The sequence below is a fragment of the Thiorhodococcus fuscus genome (genome assembly GCF_042682685.1).
GTDB classification, from domain to species: Bacteria; Pseudomonadota; Gammaproteobacteria; order Chromatiales; family Chromatiaceae; genus Imhoffiella; species Imhoffiella fuscus.
The window spans coordinates 67,245-85,561 of record NZ_JBHUHX010000051.1; the positions used below are offsets into that span (position 1 = coordinate 67,245).

Below are 18,317 nucleotides of genomic sequence, written 5' to 3' on the forward strand. Positions count from 1 at the left end.
CCCCAACCGACCAGCTGATCGCTGACGGCTGGAAGCTGGAAGCTGGAAGCTATAGATCAATCCACCAACTCGCCCTGCAGCACCCGCTCGAAGACGAGCTGGCCGTCGCTGAAGCCGACCTCGATCAGATCGCCGGGGGCGAACTTACCGGACAGGATCTCCTGCGCCAGCGGATTCTCCAACTGCGCCCGGATGGCACGCTTGAGCGGACGCGCACCATAGACCGGATCGAATCCAGCCTCGCCGAGATGATCCAGCGCGGCATCGTTCACCGCCAGCTTCATGTCGCGCTCGGCCAGACGTTTCTGGAGATAGTCGATCTGGATACGCGCGATGGCGCGGATCTGAGCCCGCTGCAACGGGTGGAAGACGACGATCTCGTCCAGCCGGTTGATGAACTCGGGCCGGAAGGCGTGACTGACGACCTCCATGACGGCCTCCTTCATCTCGGCATAGTTGTCCTCGCCAGCCATCTGTTGGATGACGTCCGACCCCAGGTTCGAGGTCATGACGATGACCGCGTTGCGGAAGTCGACCGTGCGTCCCTGGCCATCGGTCAGACGCCCGTCGTCGAGGACCTGAAGCAGCACGTTGAAGACGTCCGGATGGGCCTTCTCGACTTCGTCGAGCAGGATGAGGCTGTAGGGCCGGCGGCGGATGGCCTCGGTCAGATAGCCGCCCTCCTCGTAGCCGACGTAGCCGGGCGGCGCGCCGATGAGGCGCGCGACCGAGTGCTTCTCCATGAATTCGGACATGTCGATGCGCACCATCGCCTCCTCGGTATCGAAGAGGAATGAGGCGAGCGCCTTGCACAGCTCGGTCTTGCCGACGCCGGTCGGCCCCAGAAAGAGGAAGGAACCGATGGGGCGCGCCGGATCGGACAGACCGGCGCGCGAGCGGCGGATGGCATCGCTGACCGCACGGACCGCCTCGTTCTGGCCGACCACACGCTGCTCGATCGCCTGCTCCATGCGCAAGAGCTTCTCGCGCTCGCCTTCGAGCATGCGCGAGACCGGAATGCCGGTCCATTTGGAGACGATGTCGGCGATTTCCTCCTCCGTGACCTTGCTGCGCAGCAGACGGTTTTCGCCCTTCTCGACAGACGCCGACGTGGCCAATTGTCTCTCGAGCTCCGGGATGCGCCCGTACTGAAGCTCGGACATCCGCGCCCAGTCCCCCGCCCGCCGCGCGGTTTCCATCTCCAGACGCACGCGGTCCAACGCCTCCTTGATATGTGCGTTGCCCTGGCTTGCCGCCTTCTCGGATTTCCAGATCTCGTCGAGATCGGAGAACTCGCGCTCCAGCCGTTCGATCTGACCCTGAAGGTCCGTCAGACGTTTCTTGGATGCCTCGTCGGTCTCTTTCTTCACCGCCTCGCGCTCGATCTTGAGCTGGATCAGGCGCCGGTCGAGCCGGTCCATCTCCTCGGGCATGGAGTCGATCTCCATGCGGATCTGCGAGGCGGCCTCGTCGATCAGGTCGATGGCCTTGTCCGGAAGCTGACGGTCGGCGATGTAGCGATGCGAGAGCACGGCTGCGGCGACGATCGCCGGGTCGGTGATCTCGACCGCGTGATGGACCTCGTAGCGTTCCTTGAGTCCGCGCAGGATGGCGATGGTGTCCTCGACGTTGGGCTCGTCGACCAGCACCTTCTGGAAGCGGCGCTCCAGGGCGGCGTCCTTCTCGACGTATTTGCGGTACTCGTCGAGCGTGGTGGCGCCGACGCAGTGCAGCTCGCCGCGCGCCAGGGCCGGCTTGAGCATGTTGCCAGCATCCATGGCGCCATCGGCCTTGCCGGCCCCGACCATGGTGTGCAGCTCGTCGATGAAGAGGATGACGTTGCCCTCCTGACGGGCGACGTCGTTCAGCACCGCCTTGAGGCGCTCCTCGAATTCGCCGCGAAACTTGGCCCCAGCGATGAGCGCGGCCATGTCGAGCGAGAGCAACCGCTTGGTCTTGAGCCCCTCGGGCACCTCGCCGTTGACGATGCGCTGCGCCAGCCCCTCGACGATGGCGGTCTTGCCGACGCCCGGCTCGCCGATCAGCACCGGGTTGTTCTTGGTGCGCCGCTGCAGCACCTGCACGGTGCGCCGAATCTCGTCGTCGCGCCCGATCACCGGGTCCAGCTTACCCTGCTCGGCACGCTCGGTCAGATCGATGGTGTATTTTTCCAGTGACTGGCGCTGCTCCTCGGCATTGGGGTCGTCGACCTTCTGGCCACCGCGCACCGACTGAACCGCCTGCTCGACAGCCGACTTGCTGGCACCCGCTTCGCGTAGCGCGTTGCCGAGCACCCCCTTGTCTTCCAGGGCCGCGAGCACGAAAAGCTCGGATGAGACGTATTGATCATTGCGTTGCTGAGCGAGCTTGTCGGTCAGGTTGAGCAGTCGGCTCAGGTCGTTGCTCAGATGAACATCGCCTCCGACCCCTTCGACCATCGGCAGATGATCGAGCGCCTCGCCAAGCGTCGAGCGCAGCTGGTTTGTGTTGACGTCGGCCCGGCTCAGCAGATGCCGAATGGTCCCGCCCTCTTGGTCGAGCAGGGCGATCATGAGGTGCACGGGCTCGATGAACTGATGATCGCGCCCGAGCGCCAAACTCTGGGCGTCGCCGAGCGCCATCTGAAATTTCGCGGTCAGCTTGTCCTGTCTCACAGTCGTATCTCCAAATAATTCCTGTCTAATTACATGGGAAATTGGGACGCCGCATCAAGGGTATCAAGTCGCCGGCATGTTTCAGAATACGAGGATGCCGACACGGATGGAGCGCACAGACGCCGATTTCCGTTATCATGCGTGCGTGAATCTACGTGACCTCAAATATATCCTCGCCGTTGCCGAAACGCGCCACTTCGGGCGTGCAGCCGAGCGCTGTTTCGTCAGTCAGCCGACCCTGAGCGGACAGATCAAAAAGCTTGAGGACGAGCTGGATATCGTCATCTTCGAACGCACCAATCGGTCGGTCGAGATCACGCCGGTCGGCGAGATTATCCTGTCGCACGCCCGACTCGCGCTGGAACAGGCCGAAACCATCGAGCAGGTCGCGCGTGCGCACCAAGACCCCATGTCCGGCCCCCTGCGCATCGGCGCCATCCCGACGATTAGTCCCTATCTGATGCCGCTAGTTCTGGTGCCATTGAAACGCACCTTTCCGAAGCTCAAGCTGATTTTGTCGGAGGAGATCACCGACAGTCTGCTGGGCCGGCTCGCGCGCCATGAAATCGACGCCGCCCTCCTCGCCACCCCGGTGGACGAGTCCGACTTCGACAGCATTCCCCTGTTCGACGAACCCTTCTGGCTCGCCTACCCCGCGGAGCACCCCCTCAACGACAAAGACGAGATCACGGCCCAGGATCTGGAGAAGCTGGAACTCCTCCTGCTCGCCGACGGCCACTGCCTGGCACACCAGGTCATGGAGGTATGCCGCCTAGCCGTGCGCCCAGTCCACGGCGAAATGGCGGACCTGCGCGCATCGAGCCTGGAGACCCTGCTGCAGCTGGTCGGCGCCGGCTTCGGCTGCACCCTGGTACCGGCCCTGGCGATACGCGGCGGCTGGATGACCGACACGGGAATCGTCGCCCGCCAGCTACATCTCCAAGATGCCTTCCGCCGTATCTCGCTCGTCTATCGGCGCAGCTTCCCACGCCGCCAGGCGCTGGAGGCATTCGCCGCGACGGTCTGCAACCAACTCCCGGACACCGTGACCCGGATCGGCTGACGCCCGTTCGCAAAGCCGAGACCTCGCTCACATATTCGCGCAGACACCTTGCACTCATACTGGAAAGTTCACCACACGCCACTATCCTCAGTCCCAAGCTAGGAATTACGGGCTGTGTGACAAAAATGGCCATTTATTTCTTGCTCGTCATCACGAGCAGCAAAGAATCGGCTAGTATTTACTGGGGATCGGGAAAAGTGTCTCTAATTATTGACCGTTGCTCTAGAGCAACAAAGACCCGATTCCTCCCATCGAGTATCGAGCGGATTCACCCATCACCGATCGAACCGCTCGCCTCGAAGTCGATCGACCCAAGGGGGCCATCATGAGCGTCAAACAGTTACAAGCGATCTGGGAACTTTGCCGGCAGGGATTTCCCATTACCGCAGATGATGCGGCAAGGTGTTGGAACAAAGGGGCGCCCTTCGAGCCCGAAGAGGAATTCCATTTCGCCAAGCCGCTGGAAAATCTAATCGAACAATGCAATTGGGAAATCGAAAAGGAGCACGACAAGATCTGATCCCACTCCTTTTCGGGCCTTTTATGGCACGACGCAAAGTGCGTTATCTATCGACGCGCCATCACAGCCCCCAACGCTTCGTACCGGTAGCACATCATGCCGGGCGAGGCGCCTGCTCTCGCTCACTCGTCTCGACACCGCTCCGGTAACGCCCGTCTATCCCGCAGGACGTCCGCAGATCGCCCCAAAGGGAGCCGACTCGCCCCCTCCAAAACTCCACGCGCACTCCACCCGGATCGAGGACGGTGCCTCGACGATCCAGATGGAGCGCAACGACAGCCTGGACGATGGCGTCTACAACAGGACGCGTTCGATCCCATTCGATGCAGCTTCATCGAGGAAACGCTGGCGCCAGCCCTCGCCGAGCATGCGGTTGGCCAATTCGACGACGATGTAGTCGGTCTTGAGCCCGGTATCGTCCTGATACTTGCTCAGACCCTGCTGACAGGCGGGACAGGCGGTCAGGAGCTTGACCTCACCAGCGACCACCTGATCCCGTCCGGTCAGGGCGCGAATGCCGCTAGTCAGTTCCTCCTGCTTACGGAAACGCACCTGATTGGCGATGTCCGGACGCGAAGCACCCAGAGTACCCGCCTCTCCGCAGCAGCGGTCGGAGAGATCGACCCGCTGACCGATCAGGCTGGTCGCCACCTTGGTCGGCGCATAGGTCTTCATCGGGGTATGACAGGGATCATGGTAGAGATACTGGACCCCGGACACACCATCGAGACTGACCCCCTGCTCCATCAGCCATTCATGGATGTCCAGGAGCCGGCAGCCGGGGAATATGCGCTCGAATTCGTACTTGAGCAGCTGATCCATGCAGGTGCCGCAGGATACCAGCACGGTCCGGATATCCAGATAGTTCAGGGTGTTGGCGACACGATGGAAGAGCACCCGATTCTCCATGGTGATCTGCCGACCGCGCGCCTCCTGTCCGGCCGAGTTCTGCGGATAGCCGCAGCAGAGGTAACCGGGCGGGAGTACAGTCTGGGCGCCCTGGTTCCACAGCATGGCGAGGGTCGCCAAACCGATGTCCGAATAGAGCCGCTCGGATCCGCAACCGGGGAAGTAGAAGACCGCCTCGCCATCGTCGGCGACCTGGGGATCGCGCAGGATGGCGACTTGGGTCTTATCCTCCAGATTCAGCACCTGACGGAAGGTCCGGCGCGGCAGATCGACACGGATCGACCGACTGACCATTTCCACTGCCAAATTGGTCATTGTCGGACGTCCCGTGGTGCTGCCGGGACGCTGGGTACGTTTGCGGGTCAGACGCAAGAGCTTGGCGCCACGATGGGCGACATTGAGCGCAGCGAAGCCCCATTTGGCCAGCCCCGTGCGCAACCAGCGCACGGCGGTCGGGTCCGTGACGTTGAGAAACTGCATGGCCGCCCAGGCGCCCGGACTGAAGCGTTTCTGACCACGCGCAACCAGGATACGGCGCAACCGGATGGTCACATCGCCGAAATCGATGTCGACCGGGCATGGGGTCAGACACTTATGACACACGGTGCAATGGTCCGCGACGTCGTTCATCGCGGCGACGTGTCTGAGCGACAGGCCACGCCGAGTCTGCTCCTCGTAGAGGAATGCCTCGATCATGAGCCCGGTGCCGAGAATCTTGTTGCGCGGCGAATAGAGCAGGTTCGCTCGCGGGACATGCGTCATGCACTTCGGCTTGCACTTGCCGCAGCGCAAACAGTGTTTGATGTCATCGTTGAGGGCGCCGAGTTCGGTCTCCTCCAGGATGATGGCCTCCTGCTGCACCAAGCGCAGCGAGGGGGTGTAGGCCCCGTCCAACCCGGAGCCGGGCATCAGCTTGCCGCGATTGAAAAGCGCCTTGGGATCGACCTTCTGCTTGTAGGCAACGAAGGCGTCCAGCTTCTCCTGTTCCAGGAACTGCAGCTTTGTAATGCCGATACCGTGCTCGCCCGAGATGACGCCACCCAGTCCGGTCGCCAGCTTCATGATGCGCGCGACGACCTGATCGGCCTCGTGCAGCATGGCGTAGTCCGAGGAGTGCACCGGGATGTTGGTATGCACGTTGCCGTCGCCGGCGTGCATGTGCAGGGCAACGAACAGACGCGAGTCCTTGACGCGCTTGTGGATCTCACGCAGCCGCTCGCGCACGCGGGCGAACTCCTGACCCGAGAAGATCTCGTCGAGGCGGTCGGCGATCTCGCCCTTGAGCGCCTGACGCAGGTCGCGACGCAGCATCATCGAAGCCAAGCTGTCGCCCTCGCGGATCAGCGCCCGTTCGGCATCTTCCAGCAGCTCCAGGTTCTCGGCGGCTGGCTGGTCGAGACGCTCCAGGATCGCCTGCCAGCGCGTACGCACCCCGACGATGGAATCGCGGGCCGCATCGCGCTTGGCGTTGAGAATGGCACGACCCTCGTCCGATTCCTCGTAATCGCCCTCGCAGCGCGCTTCCGGCATATCCGAGGCCAGGTAGTCGAGCACGGCCGCCATGATGGCGTCCTTGTTGCGGATCGACAGCTCGATGTTGATACGCTCGATGCCCCGACTGTAGTCGGACAGCCGATCGAGCGGGATGACCACGTCCTCGTTGATCTTGAAGGCGTTGGTGTGACGCGAGATCGCGGCCGTGCGGGCGCGATCGAGCCAGAAACGTTTGCGCGCCTCCGGGCTCACGGCGATGAAGCCCTCGCCGTCGCGTGCCTGGGCCAAGCGCACGACCTGTTCGGCAACCTTGACCAGCGCAGCCTCGTCGTCGCTCACCAGATCGGCGATCAGAACCATTTTCGGCAGTTCGTGACGGGCCGCCTTGGTCGAGTAGTCCACGGCGCGCACATAGCGCTCGTCCAGATGCTCCAGACCGGCCATCTGCACGCCCGACTGGGATTCGATGTAATCCTTGATCTCGACGATGGCCGGCACGGCCAGATCCAGATCGGTCCCGAAGAACTCCAGGCACACGGTGCGGACATGATCCGGCATGCGATGCAGGACGAAACGCGCCGAGGTGATGATGCCGTCGCAGCCCTCCTTCTGGACGCCGGGCAGGCCGGACAGAAATTTGTCGGTCACGTCCTTGCCGAGACCGACCTTGCGGAAGGACTGACCCGGCATCGCCAGGACCTCGGGCTCGCCGCGCGGCGTCTTGCCGTCGGGGGCGTAACGCGTCACCCGAAAGCGCACCTGCTCCTGATCGTGGATCCTGCCGAGGTTGTGATCGAGCCGCTCGACCTCCAGCCAGTCCGCATCCGGCGTCACCATGCGCCAGGAGGCCAGGTTGTCGAGCGCCGTGCCCCAGAGCACCGCCTTCTTGCCGCCCGCGTTCATGGCGATGTTGCCGCCGATGCAGGAGGCGTCCTGCGAGGTCGGATCCACGGCAAAGGCCAAGCCGTTGGCGTCGGCCAGATCCGAGACGCGCCGGGTGACCACGCCGGCGCCGCAATGGGCCGTCGGCACCAACCCCTCGACGCCCGGCAGCGCGATCCGCTCGACGCCCGAAAGGGTTTCCAGCTTCTCGGTGTTGATGACCGCTGTCATGGGATGCAACGGCACCGCCGATCCCGTGTAGCCGGTGCCGCCGCCACGCGGAATCAGCGTCAGACCACAGTCGATACAGGCCCGCACGATATGCGCGACCTCGTCCTCGGTATCGGGAGAGATGACGACGAAGGGCAGCTCGACACGCCAGTCGGTGGCATCCGTGGCGTGCGAGACGCGCGCCAGACCGCCGAAGTCCAGGTTGTCCTTACGGGTGATCCCGGACAGCGCCTTGCTCAGACGCTCGCGCTGGGCATGCTCGGCCTCGAACCAGTCTCCGAAGCGCTGTACCGCCGCGCGTGCGGCCTCCAACAGCCGCGCCGCACGCTGGTTGTCGTTGAGCCGCTGCTCGAACTGATCGAGCCGATGCTCGAGCGCCTGCAGCAACAGCCGACGCCGGTCAAGATTCTCGAGCAGGTCGTCTTGCAGGTAGGGATTACGGGTAACGACCCACATATCGCCCAGCACCTCGAACAGCATGCGCGCCGAGCGACCCGTCCGACGCGTACCGCGCAGCTCCTCGATCAGGCTCCACATCGATTCGCCGAGGAACCGGATGACGATCTCTCGATCGGAGAAGGAGGTGTAGTTGTAAGGGATCTCGCGGATACGCTGCTGGGTGTCTGACATTATTGATTCTGCTGTAGGGCGTGTTTTTGCACTGCACAAAATGGTACTGCAAAGTCGCTCCCCGCGTTTCCCTGTCTTTCGAGCAGGTATCGTCTTGCGAGGCGACGACATTGCTCCTGGTGTTGATCCGTCGTTCGCGGCGAGGTTTTCGCCATGAGCGAAGCCTCTCGAAAACGCCGAGTATCGAATGCGGCCGCCGGGGCGGCAACGACATCTGGCAGCTGCGGGGAATGGTTCCAGAAACCCTCCGACACCGAACGATCAGTGAACCACTCACCCCTGGACACAGATGTCCCGAAACCTTAGATTGATATTTTATTGATTCAGATCAAACTTTTCATCAGCCAGCCCAGTTAATTTTGCCCGGATGCCCTCCCCTCCCGCTCAACACCGCATCTTAAGTGATCGCGTCAATACGTTTGGACAGTACCTGCTGAAACGCTACGGCCAGCGGGTGCACAAGCTCGCGCTCAATGCCGGCTTCACCTGTCCGAACCGCGATGGAACCAAAGGCCATGGCGGTTGCAGCTTCTGCAACAACGTCTCCTTCGGCCCCAACGCCAAGCGATCGCCGCAGATCGACCCGCAGCTCGAAGCGGGACGCGGCGTGCTCGCCAAGCGCACGGGTGCCCGTCGTTTCATGGCCTATTTCCAGACCTACACCAACACCTACGACGAGGTGGAGGTGCTGAGATCGCGTTACGACGACGCCTTGAGCCACACGGACGTAATCGGACTCTCGGTCGGCACCCGGCCGGACTGCGTCCCCGAGGCGGTTCTGGACCTGCTGGCCAGCTATCGCGCCAAGGGCAAGGAGGTCTGGCTCGAACTGGGCCTGCAGTCCGCCGACGACGCCACGCTCGCCAGGGTCAACCGAGGCCATGGGTTCGCCGACTATCGCACGGCGGTCATGGCGGCGCACCGGCGCGGAATCCCGGTCTGCACCCACTTCATCATCGGATTGCCCGGAGAGGGTCGCGAGGCGGCCTTGCGCACCCTCGATCGGGTGCTGGAACTCGGAGTGGAAGGGCTCAAGCTCCATCCGCTGCACGTGGTCCGCCACACACGTTTGGCCATCGAATGGCGGCGGGGCGACTATCAACCGCTGACCCTCGCCGAATACATCGACATCTGCGCCGATCTGATCGAGCGCACGCCGCCCTCCGTGATCTTCCACCGCCTCACCGGAACCGCGTCCAAGGACATCTTGCTCGCGCCCGACTGGTGCAGCGGCAAATGGGCGGCCCTGAACGGGATCGAGGCGGAGCTATACCGTCGCGGTACGCGCCAGGGCGATGGGATCGATCCGCTCTCACAACAGAAACTTCTCAGCACTGCCTGACCCGCTGGAGACCATCCACCATGGAACTCGTCTGTCCCGCCGGCAACCTGCCGATGCTCAAGGCTGCCGTCGACAACGGCGCCAATGCCGTTTATCTCGGCTTCCGTGACGACACCAACGCCCGCCACTTCGCTGGGTTGAACTTCAACGACAAACAGATCCAGCAGGGCATCCAGTACGCCCATGACCGAGGCGTCAAGGTCTTCGTCGCCATCAACACCTATGCACAACCGAACGGCTGGGAGCGCTGGACGGCCGCCGTCGACCGTGCCGCCGGACTGGGCGTCGACGCCATCATCCTGGCCGACATGGGCATACTCGATTACGCGACGCAGCGTCACCCGAACATCAACCTGCACCTCTCGGTCCAGGGATCGGCGACCAATCCGGCCGCGATCGGCTTCATGCAACGTCATTTCAACATCAAGCGCGTGGTGGTCCCGCGCGTGCTCTCGCTGACCCAGGTCGCCAATCTCATCAAAGAAACGACGGTCCCGGTCGAGATCTTCGGCTTCGGCAGCCTCTGCGTCATGGTGGAAGGTCGTTGTCTGTTGTCCTCCTATGCCAGCGGTCAGTCACCCAATACCTACGGCGCCTGCTCGCCGGCCGCGCATGTCGAGTGGCGCGATACCCCCGAGGGCCAGGAGACGCGGCTCGGCGGCATCCTGATTGAGCGTCGCTCGCACTCCGAGGCAGCCGGCTATCCGACCCTCTGCAAGGGCCGCTATCAGGTCGACGGCGAGCTGCGACACGCCATCGAGGAGCCGACCAGCCTCAACACACTGGACATCCTGCCCGACATCATGGCCGCCGGTGTGAGCGCCATCAAAATCGAGGGACGCCAGCGCAGCACCCGCTACGTCTCCCAGATCACCCAGGTCTGGCGCGAGGCCATCGACAGCTGCCAGCGCAACCCGCAGGCATTCCGTCCCAAGGAGAGCTGGCACCAGATCCTGGCCCAGGTCTCGGAAGGCGCCCAAACCACCATTGGCCCCTACGAGCGGACCTGGCACTGAAGAAGCGGCCAGCTTCCAGATCCCAGTTTCCAGCGCTGCAACAGCACGCCTCGATGAACACCCGACCGAACCTATGACATCCTTGAGCAACAGCACACATCGCCCCCGCCTCTCGCTCGGCCCCATCCTCTATCTCTGGTCGCGCGAGCAGGTCATGGACTTCTACGCCGAGATGATCGAGTCGCCAGTCGACGTCATCTATCTGGGCGAGACCATCTGCTCCAAGCGCCGCCAATTGCGTCCCGAAGACTACTGGGAGCTGGCCGAGCGCGTCGTCGCCGCCGGCAAGGAGGCGGTTATCTCCACACTGGCCCTGATCGAATCCGACGGCGAACTCAAGACGCTCAAGCGCATCTGCGCCGACGAGCGCTTCTCGATCGAGGCCAATGACCTGGGCGCGCTCGACTTCCTGGAAGGACGCCCCTTCATCGCCGGACACTCGATCAACCTCTACAACCACCGCACCCTGGCCTTCCTCGCCGAGCGCGGACTCAAGCGTTGGGTGCTGCCGGTCGAACTCGGCCGCGAGACCGCCACCGATCTGCTGCGCCTGCGCCCGGCCGGCGTCGAGTGCGAGCTGTTCGCCTTCGGCCGTCTCCCGCTCGCCTACTCGGCGCGCTGCTTCACCGCCTACAACCGCGACCTGGGCAAGGACGACTGCCAGTTCTGCTGCGGCGACTATCCGGACGGACTGACGATTTCGACCCAGGACGGCCTGCAATTCCTGACCCTCAACGGCATCCAGACCCAGTCGGCCAATACGCACAATCTACTGCCCGCACTGGACGAGGTGAGCGAACTGGGCGTCGACCTGCTGCGCATCAGTCCCCAGTCCGCCCATACCGCCGACGTGGTCCGCGTCTTCGCCGACACATTGAGCGGCCAACTGGACACCGCCGAGGGCATGACCAAGCTGCACGACTGGGCACCCTCCGGTCTGTGCGACGGCTACTGGACTGGCGACGCCGGTCACCAGACCGGGCTGACGCTGCCAAGCACGCGTTAAACGCCCCCGGAGGAGCAATCGGCATCGAGCCAAGGTCCAGCCGACTCAAGCGCCGCCTCTTATGGGCGGCGCTGCTCCTCGGATTGTGCGCCGGGCTCTGGGCGCTCGGCCTCTGGTCCTACCGCGACGGCATCGGACGCCTGGCCGCTCAGGGACGCACCGACCTCAATCTCTACATGGCCCATCTCCAGGGGTTGCTCGCCAAATACGAGCCACTTCCGGAACTGCTCGCCACCAACCCCCGTCTGATCGAATTCCTGCGCGCGCCCGGCGGACAGGAGAGCATCCAGGCGCTCAACCGCTACCTCGAAACCATCAACCGGATCAGCGACGCCACCGACACCTACCTGATGGACGCCGAGGGGCTGACGATCGCGGCCAGCAACTGGCAGGCAGAACGCCCCTTCGTGGGACGCAACTTCAGCTTCCGACCCTATTTCCGCGACGCCATGGGCGGACAACTGGGACGCTATTTCGCGCTAGGAACCACATCCAAGCAGCGCGGCTACTATTTCGCCTATCCAGTGCATGAAAAGGGCGAGATCCTCGGCGCCGTCGTGGTCAAGATCGACATCAGCGAGGCCGAGCGCCGCTGGGCCAAACCGGACCGGATCTTTCTGGTCACGGACCCGGATGGGGTCGTCTTCGTCTCCACCCACCCCGAGCAGCGCTTCCGCACCCTCTTCCCGCTCGATGACGCAGCCCGTCGGCGCATCGCCAACAGCAACCGCTATCTGAACGCCACGCTATCCCCGATGGGGCTGGAGATCCTAAAACGTCTTCCCGAGGGCCAACTCGTGCGTCTAGAGCCCGAACGGGGATGGCCCAAGCACACGCGCTATCTGCTTCAGTCCCGCCCCATGCCGGCCGCCGGCTGGCAGGTTCACGAGCTCTCGGACACCCGCGAGGTCATCCGCGATACGCTCAAGCTGACCACCCTCGCCGCCGCACTCGCCGCCACTGCGGCCCTGATCGCCGCGCTCATGCTGCAACACCAGCGCGCCCGACGCGTCCATGACGTGCTGACCGAACGGGCACGCGCCTCGCTCGAACGCATCAACCTGGAATTGGAGGAACGGGTCGCCACCCGCACGGCCGAGCTGACCCGCACCAACCGGCGCCTTCTGGACGAGGTCGACGAGCGATTGCGCGCCGAACAGGCGCTGCGCGAGGCCCAGCAGGCGCTGATCCAGTCGGCCAAACTGGCCACGCTGGGACAGATGTCGGCCGGCATCAATCACGAACTCAACCAACCGCTCGCCGCCATCCGCACCTATGCCGACAACGGGCGGTTGCTGCTGGCCAAGGGCCGCACCCAGGAGGTCGAGCTCAACCTCGAACAGATCCTGGCCCTCACCGAACGCATGGCCAAGATCGGCTCTCAGCTCAAGCTCTTCGCCCGCAAGACCTCGGGCGAGCTGATCGCCTTGCCCCTGGCCCCGGTCATCGAAGGCGCCGCCCGCATCGCCGCCCCCATCCTCGACCGCTGCGGAGGCACCCTGGAATCACAGGTTCCGGCCGAGCTCAGCGTCAAGGCCAACGACGTCTTGTTGCAGCAAGTCCTGGTCAATCTGCTCGGCAACGCCTGCCAGGCGATCGACGGGCAGCCCGAACGGCGTATCCGCATCGAGGCGCGCCGCACCCAGGATTGGGTGATCACGACCGTCGATGACACAGGCCCCGGAATTCCCGAATCCGACCTGAACCTCATCTTCGAACCCTTCTTCACCACCAAGGACGCCGGCGAAGGATTGGGCCTGGGGCTCGCGATCTCGGCCCGCATCGCCGCCGAGATGGGCGGCTCGCTCGCCACCGTCCCGCTCGACTCTGGCGCCTGCTTCGAGCTCAGGCTTCCAGCGGCGGACATCCACCCCTCTCAGGCAACATGAACAGCAGCCCATCGATCCTCTTCGTCGACGACGAACAACACATCCGCGCGGCCAATCGTCAGACGCTCGAACTCGCCGGATTGACCTCGCAAACATTCGAGCGTGCCGAGCCCGTCCTGCCGCTGCTCACCCGCGACTGGCCGGGAGTCCTCATCACCGACATCCGTCTGCCCGGAATGGACGGCCTGGAACTGCTGGCACAGGCCCACGCGATCGACCCGGACATCCCGGTCATCCTCATCACCGGGCATGGCGACGTCAGCACGGCCGTCAAGGCGATGCGCGGCGGCGCCTACGACTTCATCGAGAAGCCCTATCCCGCCGAGCGTCTGATCGACACGGTGCAGCGCGCCTTGGACAAGCGCGCCCTGGTGATGGAGAACCGCAACCTGCGGGTCGAGCTTATGGCCAACACGGCCCTGGGGCCGCGCATCATCGGACGCAGCCCCGAAATGTGCCAGCTACGCGCGACCATCGCCCGCATCGCCGATACGGGCGCGGACGTGCTGATCTTCGGAGAGACGGGAACCGGAAAGGAGCTGGTGGCGCGCTCGCTGCACGAACACAGCCGTCGGCGCGACTGCAATTTCGTCGCGGTCAACTGCGGCGCGGTGCCGGAGACCATGATCGAAAGCGAACTCTTCGGCCACGAAGCAGGCGCCTTCACCGGGGCCAAATCCAAACGCATCGGCAAGTTCGAGCACGCCCATCGCGGAACCCTCTTTCTCGACGAGATCGAGAGCATGCCCGCCTCGGCCCAGGTACAACTGCTCAGAGTGGTTCAGGAACGCGCCATCGAACGGCTGGGATCCAACCAGGTCATCCCGCTCGACTTCCGAGTGGTGGCCGCCACCAAGGTCGATCTGCGCGAGGCGGCCAATCAGGGCAGCTTCCGCGAGGATCTCTACTATCGGCTCAACGTCGTGACCCTGCACATCCCGCCGCTGCGCAACCGACGCGACGACATCCCGCTGCTCTTCCACCATTTCCTGCTGGTGGCCCAGGACCGCTTCCAGCGCGATGCACCCTTCCCCGCCCAGAGCGAGGTCAGCCGCCTGATCGGCTACGATTGGCCGGGAAACGTGCGCGAGCTGCGCAATATCACCGAACGCTACGTCCTGCTCGGCGAACAGTTCGATTGGTCCCTCGCAGACCTCTTGGCCGCCCCCATGGCAGGCGCACCCCGAACCCTGCCCGAACAGATCGAGAGCTTCGAAAAGAGCCTGATCGTACAGGCCCTCGCCTTCAGCAAGGGCAGCATCAAGGACACCATGACCACGCTCGGCATCCCCCGCAAGACGCTCTACGACAAGATGCAAAAATACCAACTCGACAAGGACGACTACAAGGCATGAGCCGCCGGGGGCGGCTCATGCCCACGAGGATGCGCTCAAGCCCCACGGTTGGAATGCGATTCCATTCAGGCGCATCGAGGGGTCAGTCGAGCTGATCGAAGATGCAGTCGAGGGCCGCCTGATCGGTGCCCGTCGGATAGTAGGCATTGATGTCTTCGGCATAGGTGGCCTTGTCGACGCTGCCTACAGCGAGCTTGCTGGTCTCGTCGATGAAATAGACGTCGTCGCCGTTGACTTCGAGCAGGAAGTCGATCGGCTGGTTTCCGATCTTGAGCTTGGCGCAGTTGGTGCCCACCCGATTCAGAAACGCATTGGTCACCGGACCTTCCGGTGCAAGGACACCGCTGCCGCAGCCGGTCAGGGCGAACAGGATGGCGAGTGAAAAGGTCGTACGCTTCATTGCAGTCCCCTCTGGAGCCCGATCGATTGGATCCGATTCGGATGCCTGGCGCATTGATGTCGACGTCATACGTCTTCACCGCGCCGAACCCAAGGTCAAACGAGCGCGCGCCCACACGGCAGCGACAGTTGACTTTGGGCCGAGTCACCGGCACCTGGAGACTGGAGGTTAGGCGATTTCCGCAAATGAGGCGACCCAGGCGATGTTCCCCTGAATTCACCTCATGCTCACCAAGACCATGATTCAGGGCGATTGAAACCGCTGATCGAGCGCGATCGAGGCCAAACGTGGGAGGTTGGTCATGAAATTCTCGATGGTCCCCGTCATGCTGGCGACAGTGCTGATACTCGTCGGGCAGGCCCCGAGGACCGAGGCGACCGCCTTGGACGACTACGTGGACAAGCCGGACCCGAGCTATAGCTATTCCTACGAGGAAACGCGGCAGGGCTGGGGATACAGCATTCACGTCGTCGACATGACCTCCCAGCAATGGCGCTCGCCATCGGAGGTCGATCGAACGCTGTGGAGGCACGAGCTGCTGATCGCCGTGCCCTGGATCTTCCACTCCGGAAACCAGGGCACGGCCATCCTGATCGTGAACGGCGGCGGCAATATCAAACCGGGCGGCACGGAGAACGACGAACTGCTGGGCATCATGGCGGGAACGACGGGGGCCGTCGTCGCCATGTTGAGCCAGGTCCCCAATCAGCCACTCCAATTCGCCGACGAGAGCGCCCCCAGGGAGGAGGACGCGATTCTCGCCTACGGCATGGACAAGTACCTGACGACCGGCGACCCGGAATGGCTGCCCCAGCTGCCCATGACCAAGGCCGCGATCCGGGCCTTGGACAGCATCCAGACCTTCGCCGCCACCTATCCCAACGTCTGGCCGACACTCCCGATCATCGAGGACGTCATCATCGCGGGCGGCTCCAAACGCGGCTGGACGACCTGGCTCGCCGCCGCCGTCGAGGCCCGCAAGGGCGAGGCGTCCCGAGTGCGCGCAATCCTGCCGGCCTCGATCGACCTGCTCAACCTCGACGCCCAGTTCGACCACCATTGGGAGGCCTATGGATTCTACGCGCCCGCCGTCCAGGATTATGCCGACCTCGACATCCCCTGCCGGGCGGGCACTCCGGAAGGTCAGGCGATGCTGGAGATCATCGATCCATACGCCTACCGCGACCGTCTCACCATGCCGAAGCTCGTGGTCAACTCCTCGGGCGATCAGTTCTTCCTCCCCGATTCGTCGCAGTTCTACTGGGCTGGACTACCGGAACCGAAGCAGCTGCGCTACTCGTTCAATACAGACCACTCCCAAAGCCAAGATCTGCCGAGCGTCATCCTGCCCACGCTCTCATGGCTCAGCGATGTCCTGGACGACAACCCGAGCCCGCGAATCGACTGGACGCGCGAATCCGACGGTTCGATTCGCGTCTGGACCGACAGCGCACCCAAGACGGTCAAGCTTTGGCAAGCCACCAACCCCAATGCCCGAGATTTCCGCCTGGATACGATCGGAGCGGCCTGGACGAGCACGCCGCTGCAGCCGAGTGCCGACGGAAGCTACCTGGGCCGTGTCGCGCCGCCACCCGAGGGCTGGACGGCCTTCGCCGTCGAGGTGACCTTTCCCGGAGCAACCGCCATTCCAACACCCCTGGAAAGCGATGAGATCCTCACCACGGACGTGCGCATCGTCCCGGACATCCTGCCCTATGCCGATACCGTCTGCCCGGCCTATCCCCGATCGCCCATCTCGCTCCCCGGCAGCGACGCCGCCGTCGATCACGGCTGGCGCTTCGTCGACGCACCCTCCGGATACGCCGACGCCGTCGTCATCGCCGGCCCGCCGAGCTACCGTGGCCCCGACCCGGGTGTGGCACGTCTGCGTGCCGTCGGCCCGGCCGGATTCGAGCTGCGGTTCCAGGAATGGGACTACCGCGCACGCCGCTTCGGCGACGTCTATCACGCGATCGAGGACGTTCCCTTCGCGATGCTCGAACCCGGCCGTCGGATCATGACGGACGGCTCCGCCTGGGAGGTCGGCACCTTCGACCTCGGCGGCACACAAGACTGGAAACCGATCTCCTTCGGCACGGCCTTCGACGCGGCGCCCAAACTCTTCCTCACCGTCCAGACCGCAAACGGCGTCCAGGCCGTCACGGCCCGGGCGCGCCAGGTCACGGCCAACGGCTTCCAGGCCGCACTGTTCGAGGAAGAGGCCCTTAACGACGGTCACACAACCGAGGTCGTCGGCTATCTTGCCATCCACAGCCCGACCGGCAGCGGCATCGTCGATCTCGGCGGCAAAGAGATGCCCTATGCGCTCCAGTCCGCGAGCGCCGATACGCGCTGGACACCAATGCTCGACCGGCAGGTGAGACTGGAAGAGGAAGCATCCCTGGATCCCGAAACCGACCACGTCCAAGAAACCCTGGACGCCCTCCTTCTGGGCGACGGATTCTTTGTCCAGCAGGTCACCGACAACGGAACCGACACCACAGCCCTGCGGCGACTCGAATCGAGTTCAGAGGCAGCCGCGCCCTGATGACTGTTGTGAACGCATCACACGGGGAACGGAAAGCCGGGCAGTGACCTCCGATGTCGGAAGCATCGCCGATAGCGCACGCCTGGTAGGCCAACGACCAAGCTCAAGCAGTGCCGCCCTTGCAGGTTCGATTCGTAGGGCGCAATAGCGCAGCGTATTGCGCCGAAAGGATATTGGCACAAGTCCATTAGGTTGGTGGCACAAAGACGCCATTCGACGGGCAAGGGGCATGCAGCGCATGTTGTGTCTTGGGGTGGGCAGCCTGCCAACCATACGGCGCAATACGCTATCGCTATTGCGCCCTACGCGGGCTCCTCCGCCCCCCATCCGAACCGGTACAGATCAACAAGTTCGCTTGGCCAGGCACGAACACACCGG

The 18,317-nt window shown here is 63.7% G+C and carries 11 protein-coding genes; 8 read left to right on the plus strand and 3 right to left on the minus strand.

The features are described 5' to 3' along the window. Nucleotides 1-56: 56 nt before the first annotated feature. Complete coding sequence (gene clpB, locus ACFSJC_RS16575) at nucleotides 57-2,654, minus strand: ATP-dependent chaperone ClpB (RefSeq protein ID WP_386028309.1); 2,598 nt, start codon at nucleotides 2,652-2,654, stop codon at nucleotides 57-59. A 145-nt stretch (nucleotides 2,655-2,799) separates the two neighbouring features. Here clpB and ACFSJC_RS16580 point away from each other — a divergent pair, with 145 nt between their 5' ends. Both ACFSJC_RS16580 and ACFSJC_RS16585 read left to right on the plus strand, forming a co-directional pair. Further along, a complete protein-coding gene (locus tag ACFSJC_RS16580) occupies nucleotides 2,800-3,717 on the plus strand; it encodes a LysR substrate-binding domain-containing protein (protein WP_465325790.1) in 918 nt (305 codons plus the stop codon). A 325-nt stretch (nucleotides 3,718-4,042) separates the two neighbouring features. Beyond that, a complete protein-coding gene (locus ACFSJC_RS16585) occupies nucleotides 4,043-4,237 on the plus strand; it encodes a hypothetical protein (protein ID WP_386028311.1) in 195 nt (64 codons plus the stop codon). A 294-nt stretch (nucleotides 4,238-4,531) separates the two neighbouring features. On the opposite strand, the gene ACFSJC_RS16590 is transcribed toward ACFSJC_RS16585, so the two are convergent. Further along, nucleotides 4,532-8,383: a DUF3683 domain-containing protein gene (locus ACFSJC_RS16590; RefSeq protein ID WP_386028312.1), complete on the minus strand. Its 3,852-nt coding sequence runs from the start codon at nucleotides 8,381-8,383 to the stop codon at nucleotides 4,532-4,534. A gap of 367 nt (nucleotides 8,384-8,750) precedes the next feature. Between ACFSJC_RS16590 and mnmL the strand changes: the two genes are divergently transcribed. The 5 genes from mnmL (at nucleotide 8,751) to ACFSJC_RS16615 (ending at nucleotide 14,991) form a co-directional block, all read left to right on the plus strand. Beyond that, entirely contained in the window at nucleotides 8,751-9,725 is a 975-nt protein-coding gene (gene mnmL / locus ACFSJC_RS16595) for a tRNA modification radical SAM protein MnmL/YtqA (protein WP_386028313.1), read from the plus strand. 20 nt (nucleotides 9,726-9,745) lie between these two features. Continuing rightward, nucleotides 9,746-10,741, plus strand: coding sequence for a ubiquinone anaerobic biosynthesis protein UbiU (gene ubiU, locus ACFSJC_RS16600; protein WP_386028314.1), 996 nt, complete (start codon nucleotides 9,746-9,748; stop codon nucleotides 10,739-10,741). Nucleotides 10,742-10,814: 73 nt separating this feature from the next. Further along, complete coding sequence (gene ubiV / locus ACFSJC_RS16605; RefSeq protein ID WP_386028315.1) at nucleotides 10,815-11,747, plus strand: ubiquinone anaerobic biosynthesis protein UbiV; 933 nt, start codon at nucleotides 10,815-10,817, stop codon at nucleotides 11,745-11,747. A gap of 83 nt (nucleotides 11,748-11,830) precedes the next feature. Beyond that, nucleotides 11,831-13,636, plus strand: coding sequence for a sensor histidine kinase (locus tag ACFSJC_RS16610; RefSeq protein ID WP_386028316.1), 1,806 nt, complete (start codon nucleotides 11,831-11,833; stop codon nucleotides 13,634-13,636). After that, on the plus strand, nucleotides 13,633-14,991 hold the full coding sequence (locus ACFSJC_RS16615; protein ID WP_386028317.1) for a sigma-54-dependent transcriptional regulator: 1,359 nt from the start codon (nucleotides 13,633-13,635) through the stop codon (nucleotides 14,989-14,991). Before ACFSJC_RS16610 ends, ACFSJC_RS16615 begins: the two co-directional genes overlap by 4 nt. Nucleotides 14,992-15,073: 82 nt before the next feature. On the opposite strand, the gene ACFSJC_RS16620 is transcribed toward ACFSJC_RS16615, so the two are convergent. Beyond that, nucleotides 15,074-15,391, minus strand: a complete 318-nt coding sequence (locus tag ACFSJC_RS16620; protein ID WP_386028318.1) for a hypothetical protein — start codon at nucleotides 15,389-15,391, stop codon at nucleotides 15,074-15,076. A 301-nt stretch (nucleotides 15,392-15,692) separates the two neighbouring features. On the opposite strand from ACFSJC_RS16620, the gene ACFSJC_RS16625 reads away from it, so the two are divergent. Next, a complete protein-coding gene (locus ACFSJC_RS16625) occupies nucleotides 15,693-17,939 on the plus strand; it encodes a PhoPQ-activated protein PqaA family protein (protein ID WP_386028319.1) in 2,247 nt (748 codons plus the stop codon). Nucleotides 17,940-18,317 lie beyond the last annotated feature (378 nt).

Bases quoted from the DNA above. Each gene is read 5' to 3' on its own strand.
- ACFSJC_RS16585 (WP_386028311.1), top strand. From the start codon at position 4,043: ATGAGCGTCAAACAGTTACAAGCGATCTGGGAACTTTGCCGGCAGGGA.
- ACFSJC_RS16590 (WP_386028312.1), bottom strand. From the start codon at position 8,383: ATGTCAGACACCCAGCAGCGTATCCGCGAGATCCCTTACAACTACACC.
- mnmL (WP_386028313.1), top strand. From the start codon at position 8,751: ATGCCCTCCCCTCCCGCTCAACACCGCATCTTAAGTGATCGCGTCAAT.
- ubiU (WP_386028314.1), top strand. From the start codon at position 9,746: ATGGAACTCGTCTGTCCCGCCGGCAACCTGCCGATGCTCAAGGCTGCC.
- ubiV (WP_386028315.1), top strand. From the start codon at position 10,815: ATGACATCCTTGAGCAACAGCACACATCGCCCCCGCCTCTCGCTCGGC.
- ACFSJC_RS16615 (WP_386028317.1), top strand. From the start codon at position 13,633: ATGAACAGCAGCCCATCGATCCTCTTCGTCGACGACGAACAACACATC.
- ACFSJC_RS16620 (WP_386028318.1), bottom strand. From the start codon at position 15,391: ATGAAGCGTACGACCTTTTCACTCGCCATCCTGTTCGCCCTGACCGGC.
- ACFSJC_RS16625 (WP_386028319.1), top strand. From the start codon at position 15,693: ATGAAATTCTCGATGGTCCCCGTCATGCTGGCGACAGTGCTGATACTC.